The sequence below is a fragment of the Arthrobacter crystallopoietes genome, assembly GCF_017603825.1.
Classification (GTDB): domain Bacteria; phylum Actinomycetota; class Actinomycetes; order Actinomycetales; family Micrococcaceae; genus Crystallibacter; species Crystallibacter crystallopoietes_B.
Map to the genome: position 1 here is coordinate 1,226,451 of NZ_CP072014.1, position 18,002 is coordinate 1,244,452.

The window sequence follows — 18,002 nt, forward strand, 5'->3', positions numbered from 1 at the left end:
TCTTCCCGTTCAGCGCGACGGAAGCACCGTTATCGAGGCCGGGTTCGCCGGTTGTTTGCTGCCGCAGGAGCTTCCCATCGCAGATGGGTGCCCTGTCCCGGGTTGCTGCTGACGGTCAGTGTCGCGTCGAGCGCGCGGGCCTGCTGTTCGAGGGTGCCAAGCCTGCCGCTGTTTCCGGGCACGGTAACTCCTCGGCCGTCGTCGTCGATGGTTAGACTGATCAGGTCGTCTGTTGCCGAGACACAGATACTAATGGTTTGTGCCCGTGAATGGTGGACCGCGTTGTTCAGGCCCTCGGTCAGGACTGCGAGCAAATGCCGTCCGGCCGGTCCGAGCAGGGCGCTATCGACCAGGCCCTCGAATTGCAGGTGGGGTACACAGCCGGAAGTGCTGGTGGCTTCGTGGACTACGCGGACGATCCGGGCGCTGAGGCTCTCTTGAACGTCGGGATCGGGGCTGAGGGCATAGATGGAGTCCCTGACCTGCCTGATGATGTCGTCCACCGCGGCTGTCAGGTCTGTTATCCGCCGCTGCACGGTTTCGTCCGGCGTGAAGCGGCGCAGGCTTTGCATTTCCAGTCCGGCGGCGAATAGCCGCTGAATCACCAGATCGTTAAGGTCGCGCGCGATGCGGTCCCGGTCGGTGAAAAGCATCAGTTGTTCCCGGGACCGCTGGCCCTGGGCGAGTTCCAGAGCCAACGAAACGTGTTCGCAGAAAACTCCTGTCATGTCGACGTCGACCGGCGGGAACTGGTCTGCCTCCGCGCTGCGGCACAGGATGAGCAGGCCCGGGTTGGGGCTGTGGCGGTTCACCGGAGCGATGACGGCCGCCGCCAGACCCTCGCCTCCACTGTTCAACAGGTCCGCGGCCGCGCAGAGCAGTGGCGTGTCCATCTCCAGAGCCTGCTGCAACGGGCCGGGATTGATCGCAAGGTTCGGCCAGTCACCGGAGGCGGCATGGGGTCCTGCCACCGCTCGGCAGCGCGGTCCGCTGTCATCGGAGGCCGGCGAGGCCAGCAGCACCAAGTCGGCACCGGAGGCCGCCAACGCGTGTTGGACGATCAGCCCGGCTTCGCCTTCGGGGGCGGCCGGAAGGTCCCGGGTGAGGTTCAAGGAGATTCGCAACCAGTGGCGGCGCCGCCAGGCGTTGTCGATGGCGAGACCGGCTAGCTCGGCGAAGGAAGCCACCAGTGCTTCGTCTCTTGGGGTGAAGCCAGGGCTGCCCTCGTGCCGGCTGAGGCGCAGGTGAGCGTAAATGATGTCTTGGGCGCGGATGGGTACGTTCAGGCTCAACCGGCCCCCAGCGATCCGGTCCGCATCCGCATTAGCGGCGCTGGCTCCCGGCAGGCGGGCAGGACTGCCGTTAGCCGCGTCGACAGCGATGAACCGCCCTGATGCGTCGGCGCTTTCGTCGGCAATCTCCAGTGCACCGAAATCGGCGCCGACCGTCTTGCTACAAAATTCGACCATCCGTTCCAGGGCGACGGTCAGCGTACGGTCCTGTGCACCCAAGGCGGTAGCGGCCTGCAGATCCTCCAAACGGCTCTTCCTGCGTGCGGGATCCTCAACATTCATCTACCCACCCTAAACTCCTCCGCCACAGCCAGCTGACTGCGTTCCACCTTGCCGTTATTCACGCCCGGCCGTCGTAACGGGCCAGGTACCCGCTTCAAGAACCCATACCTCGGACAACTCAACTGGTTAGAAGCGGATAGAAGCGCCTGACCAACCAGATCCAGGGCTAGCAGCACGGCCTTAGACGTTGCCCAAAGGTCTATTTGATTGCTTCGAAGCGGCGCTCTATTCCCGGCGGACTTATTCAGCTCACATTCAGGCTTGGGGTCCCTGTCTCAGCGATAGGTCGCTAATTGCGAACCGCCAAAAGTCCGCTACGGTCGCATCCATGCCGATGAAGCGGTTAGAGCTGTCGATGGCAGATGCTGGGGCGGGACAATCCATTGCTTCGTCGGCCACAGCAGCACAGGACGGCTACTGCTGTCTCCTGGGTATTGAAAAAGGAATTACTGCGACAACGCCTGTCCGAAGAAGTGACTGACCACGATGGCCGGGATTTCGTGGGGCGGCGGCCTCATCAGTGCCCTGGTACTGGAGTAGAGCCGGTGTGATGCCCCCTGGCCTGGGGCCTGCGACATTCAGTCCAGCGACCTCGATGAGTGTGAGCGATCTGGAGAACGAGTCACTGAAATCATTATCGCGTAGTTTTATGCACTGTTATCGGTGTGAGGGGTTGGAACTGGCAGCAGAATGAAGCGCTGAAGCCGATTACTTGACTCCAGCGACACATCCATCGTCTCGTCCGTTGTTGTGGCTTGGTCAAGAAGCGAACTATCGGTGAAAAAGCGGACAAAGCATTGGCCGTCGTCGGAAATGCTGTTATCTGTATATTGTCAGCCCCGAGAGCAGGGGTGCTACTGGCCTACGGATTCCAAATAATCGGACATTGCCCAGGGGTCATCCGTGAAAACCCCGTCGATTCCTGTCTCGAAAAGCGCATGAGCGACGCTGGGGTCATTGACAGTCCATGCCCATACGCTCAGGCCCGCGTCCTTCATTGCGCTAATTTCGTCCGAAGGGGTGTCTTTGCTTGGCCCGATGTATTCGATGCCGTCTGCGACCACGGCTTTCGGGTTTATCTCGGTCGATTCTGTCGTCAGGTACAGCGTATTGAGTCCGGTGGCGGCTAACTTCCTGGCGGTGCTGTAGTCGAACGTCTGGACAATCACGTTGTCCTTGAGGCCGTGTTCGTGAACAGTGCCGGCGAATCTCTCGACATCAACGCTGGGGTCTTTGAGCTCCGGCACGAGAATGTTGTCCTGACCATAGGTTTGCAGAATCTTGTCCCATGTTGTGGGCGTACCGGGTTTTCCGTTCACGGCAGAGCGGATGGACGCTTTCTCCCAGGCCTTCGCGGTGATTGTCGCTGGCGTCCCTGATACCCCTGTCATAGTGCGGTCAACCGTCCGGTCGTGTAACGGGACGAGTGTTCCGTCTTTCAGCGCCCGGAGATCGAACTCGAGGGGGTACCCGGATTCCGCCGCCGCCGCGAATGCCTCCATCGAGGACTCCGGATAAGCGACAGCGCCGCCCCGATGCGCTACCAGAACGGGCTCCGGCGCTGGTGTACAGGAGGAAAGAAGCACCGCAAGCACGAGCACGAGGATGGAAGTTCGTTTCACCGCATAAGCCTATAGTCCAGTGAACCGGAGCCGGCACACCGATCCTGACGACCTATGAGACCTATGAATAGATCCCAGCCAGACATATGCGCCGTTATCGGCGTTGGAGCTCTCGAGCCGCAGTGGATGCTACGTCGGAGGATCGCTCGGGGGGACTTTTCCTCTTGGGTAACGTTCCCCCAGCAAATCGGGAAGGTTGTCATGCAGACCCTGTCTTCGGCGAGCAGCCGAAACATCTAGTACATTGCCGTTTTCCAGGAGGGTAAGTGCGATGAGTACGGCATGGGACAACTCTTCGCGGGTCATGTAGTTTACGGGCTTGATTCCAGTTATGTCCGCAACTTCCTGCGTTGAACGAGTTCTGGAGGCCAAGGTCCGGACGCGAACTTCAGCCCAGCCCTCCTGCTGGACGGAAGGCACTTGGGCAAGGTTAAGCTCGTCGAGCTGTTTACTTGTATCTGCCGCTTCTGGCACGGCCCCTTGCGGAGCGGTGCTTGGGTCAGTCTCGAGTGCTTGGTTCCGCACCAGGCCAGGGGTCTCCCTGATCGGCGCCGCCGCTGTAGGGAGACTGTCTTCCCTGCGTTTAGTATTGCCAGACCGTGAGCCGGATTCCGCTGCCTTAGCCGCCGCTCTGGTCCCTCTGGGAGGAATGGGGGCAAGAACATCGGTCAGAAGCTTCCGGCTGAGCCAGATTCTCCCTATCTGCCCATCAGGAAATGACGCAGCAGTTGGGTCTGTAGGAGTCTGGCTGCATAAACCGGCGCCCTTGTCTTGACACAAATGCGCACCCCGTAACGCCGTCTTCTTGATCGGAATAGTGGCAGTCTCTGGAATGACGTACTCGTACCAGTTTCGAATTTCATCCATCATGGGAACGTCGCCCTGAAGATATCCGCAGCTGGGACAGGTATAGCCGAGGTAAGGGTGCCCAGCCATTGTGCTGTTCTTATGCCGCAGCGGTGCGGGTCTGGCCAAGTCACTGTCTGCATAGAGCGCCTTGATAATAGCCGGCCAAGCCGCCTTCTCAACCCTGTCTTCCAGGTGCAGCCGGCCGAAGTATTCTGCGCCGATTGTGCCTCTCAGACCACAGCGTGTTTCAACTTGTAGACGCTCGAGATAGCAGATAGTCATCCATGCCCGGCACTCAGGACGGAAGCACTTCTTCATGCCGGTCGAGATGCTAAAGGCGGCAACGGTGGCCTCAATGAACGATTTGTACCGCCCAGTCAATATTTTGCGGACAGCTGCGGTCAGCTCCAAGTCCCCACCCGCATCTCCAAGGTCAGTTGGGGGCAATTCGATGAGGACGTCATTCGGGGCAGTTTTGATCACGAAGGATGGAACTGAGGCTGCGTTCTGTTGGTTGTGGGGTGCTACTAGCCAGATGCACTCAATCCCTCAGGCCTCGTAGCGTTCTTGCCGCCGGTGGAATTCCTGCGGCTGTTGTCCGGAAAGCTGAATTTCTACAGCGACTCGTCTTCCGTCTTTTTCTGCTAAGACGTCAGCAATCCAGTTGCGATCGGGGCCAGGGTATTCGATGATGGCAACCCATCCGGCTGCTTTCGCCGCTGAGGCAACCGCCGCTTTGAGGGCAAGATGTTCAGGACTTTCCGGGCCGCCGGTGTGGAGTGTGCAGTCCGCTCCGGGCTTGTGTGCGAAATACTGAAACTGCAGTTTCGAGTTCTTTGGTATGCCGGGCTGCCCACAGGTCATCACAAGAGTGCCTTGTTTATACCTGGACTTTAGAGCCGCCCATTCATCAACCGAGAGCTGATTCGCTTCGATTCTCTGACCGTTAAACTCCGCCGCCAATGGCATAACGCTTTCCCCCAACGTCAAACATCACCCAGGCTGGTTTCCTTTGATCAGCGTGGACGACAGGCACTTAACCTAGCTGACAACACTGTCTCATCCACTACTGACAGAATCACCGAGACTTTCCCATGGCGCTGGAGGAATGCGGAGAACCCGTCCAGCAGGGGCGGCAGCTTCCTCGTGGGCCATTTCTGGGAACCCAATATTGCTATGGCATGAACCGATGCAGTGCCCGCGTGTCATACGCGCCGTTATAGCAGTGCAAATGTCACTGCCAACTTGGGATGTCGGCGTATCCACTCCCTCATGCCGGTCATCCTAAGCAGCTGAGCTTTCAAAAACCTCAGACGTCCGTCTCGACCTGGTTTGATTCCGTAGCCGGATTGCTCACCTTGTTCCGACTGATCCGAGCCCGCCCAAGCCTGCAAAGTTACCAATCGTCTTTAACCACCGTTTATGACTGTATGCATTACGTAACTTCAGCTCATCACAGATCCACAACTCAGTGACAAATTTTGCGATCGAACCCAAGTGGCTAGACTTTCAGCCGGCCGTGTATGACACCTTGGAACCGTCCGGGCGCCCCACAACGATGTGTGCACTGGAGGTGCTTCCCGGACGTCGTCCGATCAGGGGCAAGGACAGGAAGTACATCACAGGCGTAGGGATCCAAGCAATGATCTTGGTGACGGAAAAGGGCGAGGTGGAGATCGCTGCTAGTTCCGATTCGCTCGAGAAGCTGGTTAGCGCTGTAAATGGCGGGCCGTAGCTCAAAACGTCACGGGCAATGGACTTCCTTGGACAAGGCGGTTCACCGTACTGCTGGCGACCTTGAAGAGTTGGGCGATCGCGACGGTTGGGGTGGCCCGCTCGCGGCAATCTCAGCAAAGGACACGAAACATAACTAGCTGACGAAGGAGCTCCTTACATACTTCGAGCTGGATGGGTTCATATGATCGGGGGTGGAAAGGGAGAAGCTAAATGCCTAGGAAACTCCAGAAACTCACGTGGATTCCAGTGCACATGACGCGTCAGGACGGCCGAAAAGTCACCCTGGCCGGAAACGCAAGAATCCGTCTGAGTGACAAGATCATTGCGCGCAAGTCTGTCGATGTGAAGGACCTGCAGGGGAACCCGATTGGGAAGTTAGACACCATCACGACAGTGGTTCCCTAACAGTTGTCTTCGTGCTTAATGACGGCGCCGTAAACCCGGGCGGCAAGTTTCTCTTGGGTCTAAAACGTGAAGGCATCCATGTGGCGTACGCGCTGTCAGCTGCGGAACGCCGGCTAGGTGACGAGCTGTCCCGCCAAGAGGATGAGCTGCCCCGGGCATACGTGGGGATGCTGGGAGAAGAGTTCTGATTGCTCACCGCCAGTGACGGCCCGGATCAGTCCGCGAGCATCGAAGCGGTATCAATGCCGGGGGACTTTCCCCTGGGACAGGGATCAGCCTGCAACACTCTTCTCGCCTCTTGCCGGCGGCCGCTCCAATCTCGGCTGACATTCGAACGGGCGCGCTGCCATATAAGCTAAGGTTCATTCGCTAGCACTACTTGGCTTGCGCCCCTCGGCGTCCTGTTCGTGGATGGTAAGCAGGATGCCCCCGAGGAGCGCAATGCTCGCCGGGGGCGTCTCTCGCTGGTGTTAGTTCTTCTTTAGATCAACCGTGGTCGTGGTTCCAAGCGCGCTGACCTTGTAGCTGATGGTGTCACCTTCGTACGTGAACTCTTTGGTGTCATCGGTGGATGCCAGGATCGCGGAGTCAGTTGCCGAAGCATCCCTCTCTGAGGTCCATGTGTACGGTTCGCTCGCGTCGGTTGGCGCTTCGAACGTTCCAACCCAATAAATCGAGGTCGTATCGCCGCCGTCGGTAACCCATTCGACGGTGATTGTGTCCGCGGTGATTGTTGCTTGCTGGTAAGAGTCCTCGCTGGCGGGGTTGCTCTGCTTCCATACGCCTGTCAGGTCAGGAGCCTGGGGTGCTTCTTCAGCGGCCTTGGAATCGGCAGCACCGGTCGGGCTGGTGTCTGCTCCGCCGCACCCCGTCAAGGCAAGGGCGGCAGCAAGAGCAAGAGGTGCGATGAGTTTTTTCATAGTTTCACCTCTACACACGCATCTGACGTTTCTTGTCCACTGCCCGATGTCGTAGCAGTGCAGGATGCTGACTTTTGCAGTTCGTGGATTGGTGCCCTCGCGGTGGCGCTCCTGACGGGTGCGGTAGGCATTGTGGTCGGCCCTGGCATGCCTGATAGCAGCCGCCGTGATTTTGCTGGTGGTTGGGGACCCGGCACTCCTAATGTGTACGAACTTGTCAGTCACCCATAAGTGGAGAGGTGCGTCCAGTCAGGTGTTCCGTCTTAGCAAAGGACCGCCTATTGAGACGGCGGGATCTCCCGAACGTCCGTCTCTCGAAGTGGCACAAAGTCCATGCATGTAACTTTCTGCGATAAATGGCGCTGAATTGGGGGCGTGATATGGCGCGATCAGGTGCCGATGAGCAGAGTTTCGCTGGCGGCTTCGACGACTTCGGCGGTGATGGCGGTGAGCTGGTTGATGTCGCGGATGCGTCTGATCTGAGTGAAGAGCTGCTGGATGAGCCGGAAGTTGCATACCGGGTCGGCTACGGGACGTGCCGCATTCGACCAGCTGAATCCATGCGCTCAGCCGTTGAGCTCATTAGTGACGACTTCGTACTCCTCGACTTCGAGGATCTCCAGCGTCAGGGAGTTACTTTCCTCAGAGCGAAGGCTGTTCGCCGTCTCCTTACTTGCAGTCAGGTTGTCCTCCGTGGCTTATGACGCTGTGTCGGGTGGGTTGGGCCGCAGTCGACATCACCTGAAACGGCCCGCCCCGGCTCGAGACGGTCGCCCAGATAACGGAAAACATTGAAGCCGAGCTACGTCCTTTTACCGACCCCGAAAACTCGCTCGTGTAGACCCCGGAGAAATCGGAGCATAATCATGACGGCTGCCGCCCTCCTGAATGGAAGACGGGCCGTCGGTGGTTTGATTTGGGCTATCGCTTAGCAGCGGTTGCCCCGCTGCTCTGCGTTAGAGGGGTTGTTGTAGCAGGTCTCGCCTGTGCTGCGGACGTCGGTGGTCACGATTGGCGCTCCCGGGGCTTCGGTCTCGGCGACAAGCGGCTCGATGTTCTCACGGGTCACGGTGACAATCGGCTCGGCGGGCACGGTCTCCGTCATGACTTCCTGCCTCGTTTCCCCCTCGGTGACCGTTACCATCGGGGCGATCGGCGCGCACTCGGTGTCCGATTCCTCATCGCCGGGCCGGGTTCCGGTGGTCACGATCGGGGTGCCCGGAACCTCTGCTTCCGTTACCACTGGAGTCCCTGGAGCCGTTGAGGTCGTCACCACCGGGGCGCCGGTGGGGGTGGGGATGTCAGTGCCGCGGGGGAAGTTGAACGTGGTGGTCGTGGTGGTCGTGGTCCGGGTTGTCGGCTGCGAGGTGGTCGCCGTGCGCTCCGTCTGCTGCGTCGTCATCGTGGCGATCATCGTCTGGTATGTCGTGGTGGTGCACAATTCACGCTGCTGGGTGCTGGTGAAGACCTCGGTGTACGGCGTCGTCGTGGTGATCAGCGTCTCCCGCGGCTGGGTGGTCGTGGTGACCCGTTCCTGCGGGGTGGTTGTCGTGGTGACGATCGTTGTGGGCGTCGTCGTCGTGGTCAGGACGGCCCGCTCGCATCTCTCCACGGGCCTTGCGGCCCGCTCGTTGTTTACCCTGCGGCAGTTGGTGGTCGTGGGCGTCTCGGTGCTCGTCGGCGTGCCCCGCTCCGTCCTTGTTGTGGACGTTGGCGTGCCGGGAACAATAACGTCCTCGCTGACAGCCTCGCCGGCATTGCGCTCTTCTTCGGTCACCACCGGGGTGCCGGCGCGCTCGGTCCTCACGACAGTCGCGTCGCCGACGTTGCGTTCCTCGGTTGTTACCGTGGGATTTGGCTGGCGGGCTGGAAGCGATGTGTCCACGGTGACAGGATCACCCACGGGGCGGTCGGCACTGAAAGTGGTCGTCGGAGCCCCTGATGGAACATCAGGACCCACGACAACAGTCGTGACCGTGCAGACCTGGTTATTGCCGGTGCCGGTGAGCGTTCCGCCCAGGGCCGTACAGTTGGCCTGCCGTTCGGCGGGACCAGCGAATACCGGACCGGCTGGTGCCAGTGCGACGACGAGTCCCAGCGTCGTCGCGGCCACCAATGAAGAAAAACGCATGATGAACTCTCTTCTTCGGGATGGGCCCGCGCGCGCGGGATTAGGGCGACACTAGCAGGCTGGCCAGACAGCGGCAATGGAATCGAAGCGGATCTGCGGCATTCGAGTAGTGTTCGGGACAGAAACCAGTAATTGCCCCGAGCGATAAGTACCGGCCTGGCCTCTCCTAGGTGGGAGGAAGCCCCGCCGGGCGCTGCAGGCGTGGGAGAGTTCCTCTAGGCCAAGACCTCCGGCCCGGCCGGCAGTCGATTGCTCCCTGGCATCTCAAATACGACCCTTTGCTGAGGTATGGACAGACGGGCTGCCTCTCGGCAGGTCATCGCGAATTTTTTGGCGCCGGCTTGTCTCATCAATATGTCTCACTCGGACCATTCTCAACAATTAAAAGGAAGACCTTTGGTGGGACCGGGGGAGCGGCATCGCCAGCGTCTTTCTGTTAGTTAAAAATGGCGGTTCTTTGAAGCTCAATTTGGCGGCTTCATGTCTTGCAGGGCTGTGGCACTGTATTTCCTTTTGTTCATGAACCATCTCGTCCATGCCACGCCCGGAGAATGTCCAAGGAGCGGGCTACCGGACTTTGGAGGTTGCAGCCGACGTTTTCGCCACAGTGGTGTACCCGGTCTGGTAACCGGTGACCTTTACCTTGATCGTGTCGTAGCGGTCGGCAGTGACCAGCTTGTAGGTACGGCCGGTGGCGCCCTTGATTGCCCTGCCTGAGCGGTACCACTGGTAGGTGAACTTTGTGCCGGCCGTCCAAGTCCTCGGGTTGGCCGTCAGACGGTAGCCGACCTTCTTCGTGCCGGAGACCGTCGGGCTAGACACCTTCAGGGTGCCCTTGGCAACGGCCGTGGTGGCCTTCGAGTAGCGGTAGGACGTGTTGTACCCTGGGAGGCTGGTTGCCAGTCGTACCTTGATCGTCTTGCCCGCGTCGCTACCGGTCAGCTTGTAGGTCTTGCCGGTCGCACTCTTGATCGCGGTGCTGCCTCGGTACCACTGATAGCGCATGGTGTGCGTCTCGTCCGAGGGAACTGACGGGCCGGACCAGTAGACGGCACTTTCCGGGGCGGTCAAGGTATACCCGACCTTCTTCGTTCCGGTAGGTGCGACGACGACAGGTTCAGCGTTCCCGAACGTTCCCTTAGCGACCGTTACGGTGAAGGGATCGGACGTCTTCGTGAGAGTGGTGTAGCCGGCCTTTGATCCGGTCACTTTGACACTGTAGGTGTGCCTGCCGAGGTCGTAGACAGTCGGATAAAACTCAGGCCTCGTTGCTCCCTTAACCGCTAGTCCGTCCCGGTACCACTGGTGCTTGAAGGTTGTGCCTGAAGCCCACCCTTTGGAGTTCACGGCCCAACGGTGACCGACGGTCGGGACCCCGCTGATAGTCGGAGATGCTGGGTTAAATGTGCCTATGGCAACAGGCTCAGTGGGAGTTGATGTCTTTGATGTGGTCTCGTATCCGATCCGCCGGGACGTGACTTTGACACTGATCGTCTTGCCCAGATCGGCGGCGGTCAATGTGTACTTGCCAGCGGCAGTGTGGAAATACCAGGGGTCCATCCACTGCATGTCAACCACGTCACCGTCGCGCAACCATTCGACCTTGTAGTTATTCTGAACCAGTGCCGGCTTCCAGATGCCTGGGTCCATAGTGAGCGTGTGTCCGACTTTCGTGGTTCCGCTGATCGTCGGGATTCCCGGCTCAAAGACCGCAAGCACGACGGGATGGGTCGGCGCGGAGGTGCGCGTAACCGTGTGAAATCCGGGGCGTGACCAAGTGACCTGGACGGTCAAGCGCTTGCCTGCGTCCGCAGTCTCAGGAGAATAGGAGCGGTAGTAGGATCCCTTCGGAGTGACTGGCGCTCCGTCAGCGAACCACTGGAATTCATATGTAGCCGGGTAAGCCACAAGGCCGATGTCGGCGTTGAGCACTGTTCCGCCTTGTGGGGCGCCGGTGATTGCTGGAGCAGGCGGATCCCATTCGGACAGCGGCACAGACACCGGAGCGGATTCACGGGTGGTGGTGGCATATCCCGACTTCTTGGCCGTGACCTTCACGGTTATGTTCCCGCCACCGTAAAACGGGCTCACGGTCAGGCTGGTTCCGCTGCCAACAAAGGCTCCGTTCCGGTGCCAGGCGTAGGTCAGGACCGGCTCGGGGCTCCAGGTGCCGGGGTCCACGGTGAGTACCGTTCCTGGAGCGCCTGTGCCGCTGAGGACTGGCACCGGGGCATCTGTGAACTGCTCGAGGACAGGTGCAGCCAAGGACGTGTCCGGCAGCGTTATGCCGGGGGAAGTGACGGCGACTGGAACGGCTGTTTCGGGCCCAGCTGCGTCCTGGTGCCACTCCGTGATGTAGGGACCGTCCAGACGGGTCTGGGTGTCGGCATACCGGAGGCGGTAGGAACGGTCGCTGGACAGGGCGAGGCTGTACTGGCCGAGCGTATTGGTAGTTCCAGTCGTATCGGCAGGTACTCCCGAGACTCCGGCGTCTGGGCCGCTGAAAGCCGAAACCTGAATGCCATAAAGTGGCTTACCCTCCGCGTCCACGACCCGCCCTTGCAGGAATGCATCGGCTGCGTGTGCGGGAATAGCTCCAGCCAGCGATCCGACAGCAAGGACGGCCGCGACGAGCATTGCGTAGAGAGACTGCCGCGCGCGCGACAGTGCAAAAGTGCTATTCAAGTTTCCCCCAACTGAAAGGTTTACCCATACAGGCCAAAAAGCTTCGGACTGCTGCCGAAATTGTAGCTGGGAATGGATGCGACTATTAACGGTCGGTCATGACGGAGGAATCACTCCGGAAGCAAGCCGACCCAAAGATTCAGCTGCTTTCACCCGAGCGTGAAGACGGCAGTCCTGTGAGTAGCGCATGGGCGCGATCATGGGAGTTGGGCATCGCCCACTCGGCCGAGGGCTGGCCGTCCTTCAACCAACTGTCCTGACCGTCGGGTAGAGATTCTGGATCAGATTGACCTCGACCAATCCACAGGAATCCCTTCCTTGGGCTACTGGCAAACTCTTCCCGCACCACAAGCGACTCAAGAACGTGATCTTCCTGAGGCTCTTTCTCGAGTGCGGGTTTCCGAAAGACGAACTCATGAATCGTTTGGATCATGACCCCAGCTGGCAAGTCGAAAGCTCTGACAAATGGCCAGAGTACCTGCGATCAACCCTAACGGGAGGTAGGCGAGACTTGCAGCCCTCACAATGACAGGGTTGCGACGGGGCTGAGCTTGCTCAGGAGACTGAACGCGACTACGCGATGGCAGCGCATTTTATCGGCACGCCGGCCTCTTTCTAGAGTCTCGCAGCTAGCCGGGAATGCTGCGATCGTGGGCCAGTCGGATCCTCGTTGGCTTAGGCCGCCGAATCGATGCCAAGATGTACCCACTCAACGATCGGAGATGAAGTGGTGCGTGTTCGGCCGACTGCAACGGTCAATGACTGGCTTCTATCGGTGGCGGAAGTTCTTCCCCTTCCGCATCGGACTGTCCGCCCATATACCCTGGGTGAAGCTGTCGCCGAACTCGGCGATTACGTTCAAACTGGCGATGTTTCGACGTGGAATTCGAGGTCTTCGACAAGTCATCGCGCTTCTCTGCGAACTGAGATCAAGGCACAGTCTGAAGCCGTCGGGGGACGGCTTGGTACTTTAGTCGCCCCTTTGCTGCACGACCTGCGCCTCGACGGTAACCAAGAGGCCATTATCGCTACGGCCGATCAGTTCAATGAGATTTGGCACTCAGAAGTAGCCATCGCGGAGGCGTTCTGGGATCTTTGCGCAGCCGCGAAGGTCCCTGGGAAGACCAGCGATACATTGCGCAAGCTGTCGGCTATCGTTGCTTCTCAAGTTGGCCCTGCCGCCCACGGCGCCTTCTCATTACTCAGTTACGCAGCCGATGCACTCGTCAACACCGAGGAACAATTGGCTTGGGAGCGCGACGTACAGATTCTTGAACCGCTGACTGAAGAACACCGACTTGAAATGGCGAGAGAAATCCTCGTTGCCCCACCGGTAGGACGGGTAGTCGTATGGACGGTGTATTCCCGCGCTCTTCTTTCGGGGATGCGGAAGGTTATAGGCCCGATGACGTTCCTCCGAGCGGATTGGGCGCTTCCGAACGCTTTTGAGCACAAATGGCATGACTTTCCGGAACGCGCAGAGTTGCGCGAACTTCGCGAGGACGTCCACTGGCTCGACGACCTCCATAGCGAAGCGCTGAAACGGGAAAACAGACTCACGCCTGTACGCGTCGATCTCGGGGAACGGCAGGTGGCCGGCGCGGCGGAGGAAGCCAGGCGACGAATTGAGGCGCTAATAAGTATCGCTGTCGAGGCAGGCGGCGTCTCGTGGCAAAGCGCGGGTGCAACTGCCATCCTCCTTGACGGAAGGTCTCGCAGCTCATCGGGCGGACTCACTGTCCGCCAGTCTAGGTCCCTCGACGATGACAGTTATGGGATTGGCGGCACAAGCGAGATCCTCAGTATTGTCGCAGATCAGTTTGCCGATGTGCTGGCCAAAGAGCCCATGCCCGAGCAGTTTGTTGAGGCGCTGACGTCGCTACGTGAGGCACGGATGACTGATCATCGCGACGTTTCCTTTTACGGGGCCCGTCGCGTCACGCCCCGGGTAGCAACAGCGCTCGAGGACCACGCGATGGAACTCTTCGCATCCGTACTAAACGTGCGTGCGTCAGAATTGGCTACTTCCCTCCAGCGTCGAGAAGCCCTCAGGCGCGCTGACAGTCGGATCGCTGGCCAACTGATGGCTCCATTGGAGGAAGCATGGTCACGCGGACCAAACGCAGGCCGAGATGAGCTCGAACGGAAAATTTCCAAATACAGCCGAGGTGGAATCCGTTTGGTGTCCGTCGCAAAGGCTGTTGCACTGCAAGATGAAATACGCGCACTTCCGATGTCCGAACTTAAGCGCGCAGACCTGGAGGATGCGCTTGCAATCTGCACTGTTCCTGACCGGGAGCGGCAGCTCCTTGACGAGACGTGGCGCGAAACAGGCTTGCTCCGTGCTCGGCATCGACGCGTTCGGAACGCGGTCAACCATGGCCTACTGCTGGATGAGACAACCCTAAACAGCATCCGCAATTATGCGGAGTGCACTTCGAAAACCGCTTTGGACATCGCCCTCACCTGGTTCAAAAACGGCGAATCGGGCGCGGCTCTGATCCAGCGAGAAGAGAAGACCTGGACCGCACGTATGGATCGGATCAGTTCAGGCATGAGCTGCGCGGACGAGGACGCCCGGACCGAGGAAGAGTCGTAACCTCCAATTTCGAGTTACAGCTGGGCTAACTTTCGTTCACGGTTCTGCCGCAGTTCGGCTCATGGCCGGACCTGACGGTGGGGAGATGACGGGCAACCTTGGAGGATCCCAGCGGGCCGGCTAGGGCGAGTTGCGCGAGGACATGCGCCTCCGGCCGCCTTCGATCATGCTTCAGGCAGGAGAGAGGCAGAGGCAGAGGCCGGCGACGCATCATCAGCTGTCGCTATGGTGGCTTGACGCAGGTACTGGTAGACCGTTTCTCGGCTGATGCCGTAGTCCTTGGCCAGCGTTGCCTTCGGGATGCCGGCCGCGGCACGGCGCACCAATTCGGCGGCCTGTTCCGGGGAGAGGGTCTTCTTCCGACCGCGATAGGCGCCCCGCTGGCGAGCCAGGGTGATTCCCTCGCGCTGGCGCTCCTTAATAAGGGAGCGTTCGAACTCGGCGAAGGCCCCCATGACCGAAAGCATGAGGTTGGCCATGGGGGAGTCCTCGCCGGTGAAGACGAGTCCTTCTTTGACGAATTCGACTCGGACGCCCTTGGCGGTCAGTTTCTGAACCAGGGACCGCAGGTCGTCCAGGTTTCGAGCGAGCCGGTCCATGCTGTGTACGACGACGGTGTCTCCGTCGCGGGCGAAGCGGACGAGTTCGACAAGTTGTGGTCGGGCAGTGTCCCGGCCGGAGGCCTTATCGGTGAACACCCGGTCGAGTGGCTGGCCTTCGAGCTGGCGTTGTTCGTTTTGCTCTAAGGTGCTGACTCGCACGTACCCGACTCGTTGCCCCGCCACCGCGCCTCCAACCCATATTTGTCAGCTTGAAATCTAAGAGTTTGTGAAGCAAGCGTCAAGAAAGGCTATTTTGTACTCTATTCTGACGCTTTATTCGATGCGCGCCTGACGTCAGGTTGAGGTGTACTCCAATTGGACGCAACGGAGTCGGCGCCTGCCGTGTGGTCACACTTCCAGCTCTCCTTCAGGAAATATAACCAGACCATTCGCACGCCATGAGTCGGTCGTTTGGCAGGGAGAGGCCTGCGATAGCGCCCTATCGGCTTTATATAGCTAAGGCGTATCAATGAGCGGGGAATGAGTCTTTAACATTCTTAGTGTCCTGCTCCTAATATGGATAGGCCTAACTGCTGCCCGCGCATGTTTTTACGGCGGCAGTTTCAAACCAGTGAGCCGCGGGCGCTGCCCCGTGAATGCAAGGAGATCCACCATGGCCAGGACGCCAGAAACTAAACGCGTGTCACGACGCGCCATTCTTGGTTCTTTATCCGTAGCCGGGCTCGCGCCGGCCCTGGCCGGTGCTGCCCAACCGCCCCAGTCCGGAAACTCTCGTATAGGCCCTCGCCGCAAGGCCCTGACTTCGGATGCGAAGAACAGACTGATCTTGCTGGGAACGTCAGGCGGACCCCCGTGGTGGATGGAAACCGACCGGGCAGGTGTGGCTTCCGCGGTCGTTGTCGGAGACCGCTACTACCTGATCGATGCTGGACACGGAGTGGGACGCCAGATCAAGGACGCCCGTCTGGGCACCTGGGACAAGGACATGCAGGGCCCTCTCGACGGACTCGAGGCGGTGTTCCTCACGCACTTGCATTCGGACCATATCGCGGACCTGTACGGAATCTTAGGCACGGGTCTGCAGAACGGCCTGTCCCGGAGGGACAGGATTGTGGAGATCTGGGGCCCGGGTAACCGCGGCGCTCTGCCGGTGAACTACAAGGGCGAGGAAATGACTGAGGTTGTGGCGCCGGAGAACCCGACACCGGGCACTGGGGAAACGATCGACATGATGGTCCGGACTTTCGCGACGGACTTCAACGACCGGGTGATTGACAGCGGTTACCCGACGCCGGACAAGATCTTCGCCGGCCGCGACATCGCGTTGCCGGCGGGGTACGGCAAAGACCCGAACGGGAACCCGCATCCGCGCATGTCGCCGTTCAGCTTCTACGAGGATGACCGGGTCAAGGTGTCGGCAACGCTGGTCCAACACGCGCCCGTGTTCCCTGCGTTCGCGTTCAAGTTCGAGACTGACACTGGAACAGTCGTCTTTTCCGGCGACACGGGTCCCAGCGAGAATCTCGTGGAATTGGCCGCCGGCGCGGACGTTCTGGTGCACGAGGTCATCGCCGAGCAGTGGATCGCTCAACGTCATCCGGAGCCCCGCGATGCAGCGGCAGAAGCGGAATACCAACACCTCAAGGGCGCCCACACCACCATCGAAGAGGTCGGTGTGATTGCCGAGCAGGCCGGCGTCAGCACGCTGGTCCTGAACCACATGGTTCCGGGCAACTGGCCGGTCAAAGAATTCAAACGGGCCGGTGATAACTTCTCTGGCAAGCTGATCGTAGGCGAGGATCTGGATTCCATCCCCATCGGGGCGATGGCACGGGCCCGGTAACCTCACGCAAACTAAGGATGCCGGTGCTTTCGGTTCCGTTGCAACGGCCTGAAAGCACCGGCGCTGCTCTGTGCTGAGCGATTGCAGGACTCTGGTCAAGGCCGACCCTATGGGGCGGCAGTGTGTCGTGTATACGGCGTCTGCTGCGAGCGGATTCCGTAGTTGTAGTCGGCTATATGACGGGCAGGGTTTCGGGGCTGGTGGTAACCGGAGGGCGGTTTCCGGTGCGGGTGGCGCCGATGCCGGCGGCGATGACCAGGGCGATCCCGAGGATCGCGAAGGGACTGGGAACCTGACCGAGGAAGGTGAGGCCGACGACCATGCCGATGGCCGGCTCCAGGCACATCAGCGTGCCGAAGGCCGCGGCGGTGAGCCGGCGCAGGGCCAGCAGTTCGAGGCTGAACGGCACTACCGGCAGCAACAGTGCAAGTCCGACGCCGGCCAGCAGCAGGCGCCAGTCTAGATGGGCGAACGCTTCCGGCCCCACCGTGAATGTCGCGACGAGCGCCGCGACCGGCATGGACACAGCCAAGGCGCCCAGTCCTTCGGCGGCGTCGCCCGCCCGCTGGGTCAGGAGGATATAGGCGGCCCAGCAAAGGGCCGCACCCAGTGCGAAGAGCACGCCAACGGCGTCGGTCTGGCCATGCCATGGCTCGGTCAATGCGACGACGCCTGCGCCGGCTACCAGCGCCCACAGGCGCGACACCCCTCGGCCGCGCACCAAGGCCACGCCCAGCGGGCCGAGGAACTCCAGCGCGACAGCGGTGCCCAAGGGTAGCCGTTCGGCCGCGGCCATGAACAGGATGGTCATGCCGGCCGTGGCGACGCCGAGCATGACGCAGGTGCGCAACGCCGTCGAGCTGAAGCGGATCCGCCAGGGGCGTGCGATGGCAACCAGGATCACGGCGGCCCACGCAAGGCGAAGCCACGCGACACCTCCGGCGCCGAGCCGGTCCACGAGTCCCACGGAAACGGCCAGACCTATCTGAACGCAGCACATGGCGGCGAACGCCATGGCGGTGCCGGAGGTCGTGCCGGAGATGCGGAGCCCAGTGGTCATCCCACTAGTAGAAC

The 18,002-nt window shown here is 60.2% G+C and carries 14 protein-coding genes; 4 read left to right on the forward strand and 10 right to left on the reverse strand.

From position 1 onward, the window contains the following. Positions 1-29: 29 nt before the first annotated feature. From J5251_RS05710 to J5251_RS05725, 4 genes are all read right to left on the reverse strand, one after another. On the reverse strand, positions 30-1,574 hold the full coding sequence (locus tag J5251_RS05710) for a GAF domain-containing sensor histidine kinase (RefSeq protein WP_208575450.1): 1,545 nt from the start codon (positions 1,572-1,574) through the stop codon (positions 30-32). 854 nt (positions 1,575-2,428) lie between these two features. Next, positions 2,429-3,196 (reverse strand): glycerophosphodiester phosphodiesterase, encoded by a 768-nt coding sequence (locus J5251_RS05715; protein WP_208575451.1) that lies wholly within the window; start codon positions 3,194-3,196, stop codon positions 2,429-2,431. A gap of 129 nt (positions 3,197-3,325) precedes the next feature. Then, complete coding sequence (locus J5251_RS05720) at positions 3,326-4,456, reverse strand: hypothetical protein (RefSeq protein WP_208575452.1); 1,131 nt, start codon at positions 4,454-4,456, stop codon at positions 3,326-3,328. Between the two features lie 138 nt (positions 4,457-4,594). Next, positions 4,595-5,014, reverse strand: coding sequence for a competence protein CoiA (locus J5251_RS05725; RefSeq protein WP_208575453.1), 420 nt, complete (start codon positions 5,012-5,014; stop codon positions 4,595-4,597). Between the two features lie 1,184 nt (positions 5,015-6,198). Here J5251_RS05725 and J5251_RS05730 point away from each other — a divergent pair. After that, positions 6,199-6,375, forward strand: a complete 177-nt coding sequence (locus tag J5251_RS05730; RefSeq protein WP_208575454.1) for a hypothetical protein — start codon at positions 6,199-6,201, stop codon at positions 6,373-6,375. A 282-nt stretch (positions 6,376-6,657) separates the two neighbouring features. Here J5251_RS05730 and J5251_RS05735 read toward each other — a convergent pair whose 3' ends face one another. Then, the gene (locus J5251_RS05735; protein WP_208575455.1) at positions 6,658-7,107 is read right to left on the reverse strand and encodes a hypothetical protein; all 450 of its coding nucleotides are present in this window, start codon (positions 7,105-7,107) and stop codon (positions 6,658-6,660) included. A gap of 356 nt (positions 7,108-7,463) precedes the next feature. Between J5251_RS05735 and J5251_RS05740 the strand changes: the two genes are divergently transcribed. Next, a complete protein-coding gene (locus J5251_RS05740; protein ID WP_208575456.1) occupies positions 7,464-7,811 on the forward strand; it encodes a hypothetical protein in 348 nt (115 codons plus the stop codon). Positions 7,812-8,035: 224 nt separating this feature from the next. Here the strand turns inward: J5251_RS05740 and J5251_RS05745 are convergent, their stop codons facing one another. The 3 genes from J5251_RS05745 to J5251_RS05755 all read right to left on the reverse strand — a co-directional run bounded on the left by J5251_RS05745 (position 8,036) and on the right by J5251_RS05755 (position 12,356). Then, positions 8,036-9,238, reverse strand: a complete 1,203-nt coding sequence (locus tag J5251_RS05745; protein WP_208575457.1) for a hypothetical protein — start codon at positions 9,236-9,238, stop codon at positions 8,036-8,038. Positions 9,239-9,805: 567 nt separating this feature from the next. Then, a complete protein-coding gene (locus J5251_RS05750) occupies positions 9,806-11,923 on the reverse strand; it encodes a hypothetical protein (protein WP_208575458.1) in 2,118 nt (705 codons plus the stop codon). A 139-nt stretch (positions 11,924-12,062) separates the two neighbouring features. Beyond that, positions 12,063-12,356 (reverse strand): hypothetical protein, encoded by a 294-nt coding sequence (locus J5251_RS05755; protein WP_208575459.1) that lies wholly within the window; start codon positions 12,354-12,356, stop codon positions 12,063-12,065. Positions 12,357-12,698: 342 nt separating this feature from the next. On the opposite strand from J5251_RS05755, the gene J5251_RS05760 reads away from it, so the two are divergent. Beyond that, a complete protein-coding gene (locus J5251_RS05760; protein WP_208575460.1) occupies positions 12,699-14,522 on the forward strand; it encodes a hypothetical protein in 1,824 nt (607 codons plus the stop codon). 164 nt (positions 14,523-14,686) lie between these two features. Here J5251_RS05760 and J5251_RS05765 read toward each other — a convergent pair whose 3' ends face one another. Further along, the gene (locus J5251_RS05765; RefSeq protein WP_208575461.1) at positions 14,687-15,307 is read right to left on the reverse strand and encodes a recombinase family protein; all 621 of its coding nucleotides are present in this window, start codon (positions 15,305-15,307) and stop codon (positions 14,687-14,689) included. A gap of 637 nt (positions 15,308-15,944) precedes the next feature. On the opposite strand from J5251_RS05765, the gene J5251_RS05770 reads away from it, so the two are divergent. Then, positions 15,945-16,928 carry an MBL fold metallo-hydrolase gene (locus J5251_RS05770; RefSeq protein ID WP_244250810.1) on the forward strand — a complete coding sequence of 328 codons (984 nt, stop codon included), beginning with the start codon at positions 15,945-15,947 and terminating at the stop codon, positions 16,926-16,928. A 172-nt stretch (positions 16,929-17,100) separates the two neighbouring features. On the opposite strand, the gene J5251_RS05775 is transcribed toward J5251_RS05770, so the two are convergent. Further along, the gene (locus J5251_RS05775; protein WP_244250811.1) at positions 17,101-17,988 is read right to left on the reverse strand and encodes an EamA family transporter; all 888 of its coding nucleotides are present in this window, start codon (positions 17,986-17,988) and stop codon (positions 17,101-17,103) included. Positions 17,989-18,002 lie beyond the last annotated feature (14 nt).

Coding starts and splice junctions, on each gene's coding strand:
- J5251_RS05710 (WP_208575450.1), bottom strand. CDS start 1,574: ATGAATGTTGAGGATCCCGCACGCAGGAAGAGCCGTTTGGAGGATCTG.
- J5251_RS05725 (WP_208575453.1), bottom strand. CDS start 5,014: ATGCCATTGGCGGCGGAGTTTAACGGTCAGAGAATCGAAGCGAATCAG.
- J5251_RS05735 (WP_208575455.1), bottom strand. CDS start 7,107: ATGAAAAAACTCATCGCACCTCTTGCTCTTGCTGCCGCCCTTGCCTTG.
- J5251_RS05740 (WP_208575456.1), top strand. CDS start 7,464: ATGGCGCTGAATTGGGGGCGTGATATGGCGCGATCAGGTGCCGATGAG.
- J5251_RS05745 (WP_208575457.1), bottom strand. CDS start 9,238: ATGCGTTTTTCTTCATTGGTGGCCGCGACGACGCTGGGACTCGTCGTC.
- J5251_RS05755 (WP_208575459.1), bottom strand. CDS start 12,356: ATGATCCAAACGATTCATGAGTTCGTCTTTCGGAAACCCGCACTCGAG.
- J5251_RS05770 (WP_244250810.1), top strand. CDS start 15,945: ATGGAAACCGACCGGGCAGGTGTGGCTTCCGCGGTCGTTGTCGGAGAC.
- J5251_RS05775 (WP_244250811.1), bottom strand. CDS start 17,988: ATGACCACTGGGCTCCGCATCTCCGGCACGACCTCCGGCACCGCCATG.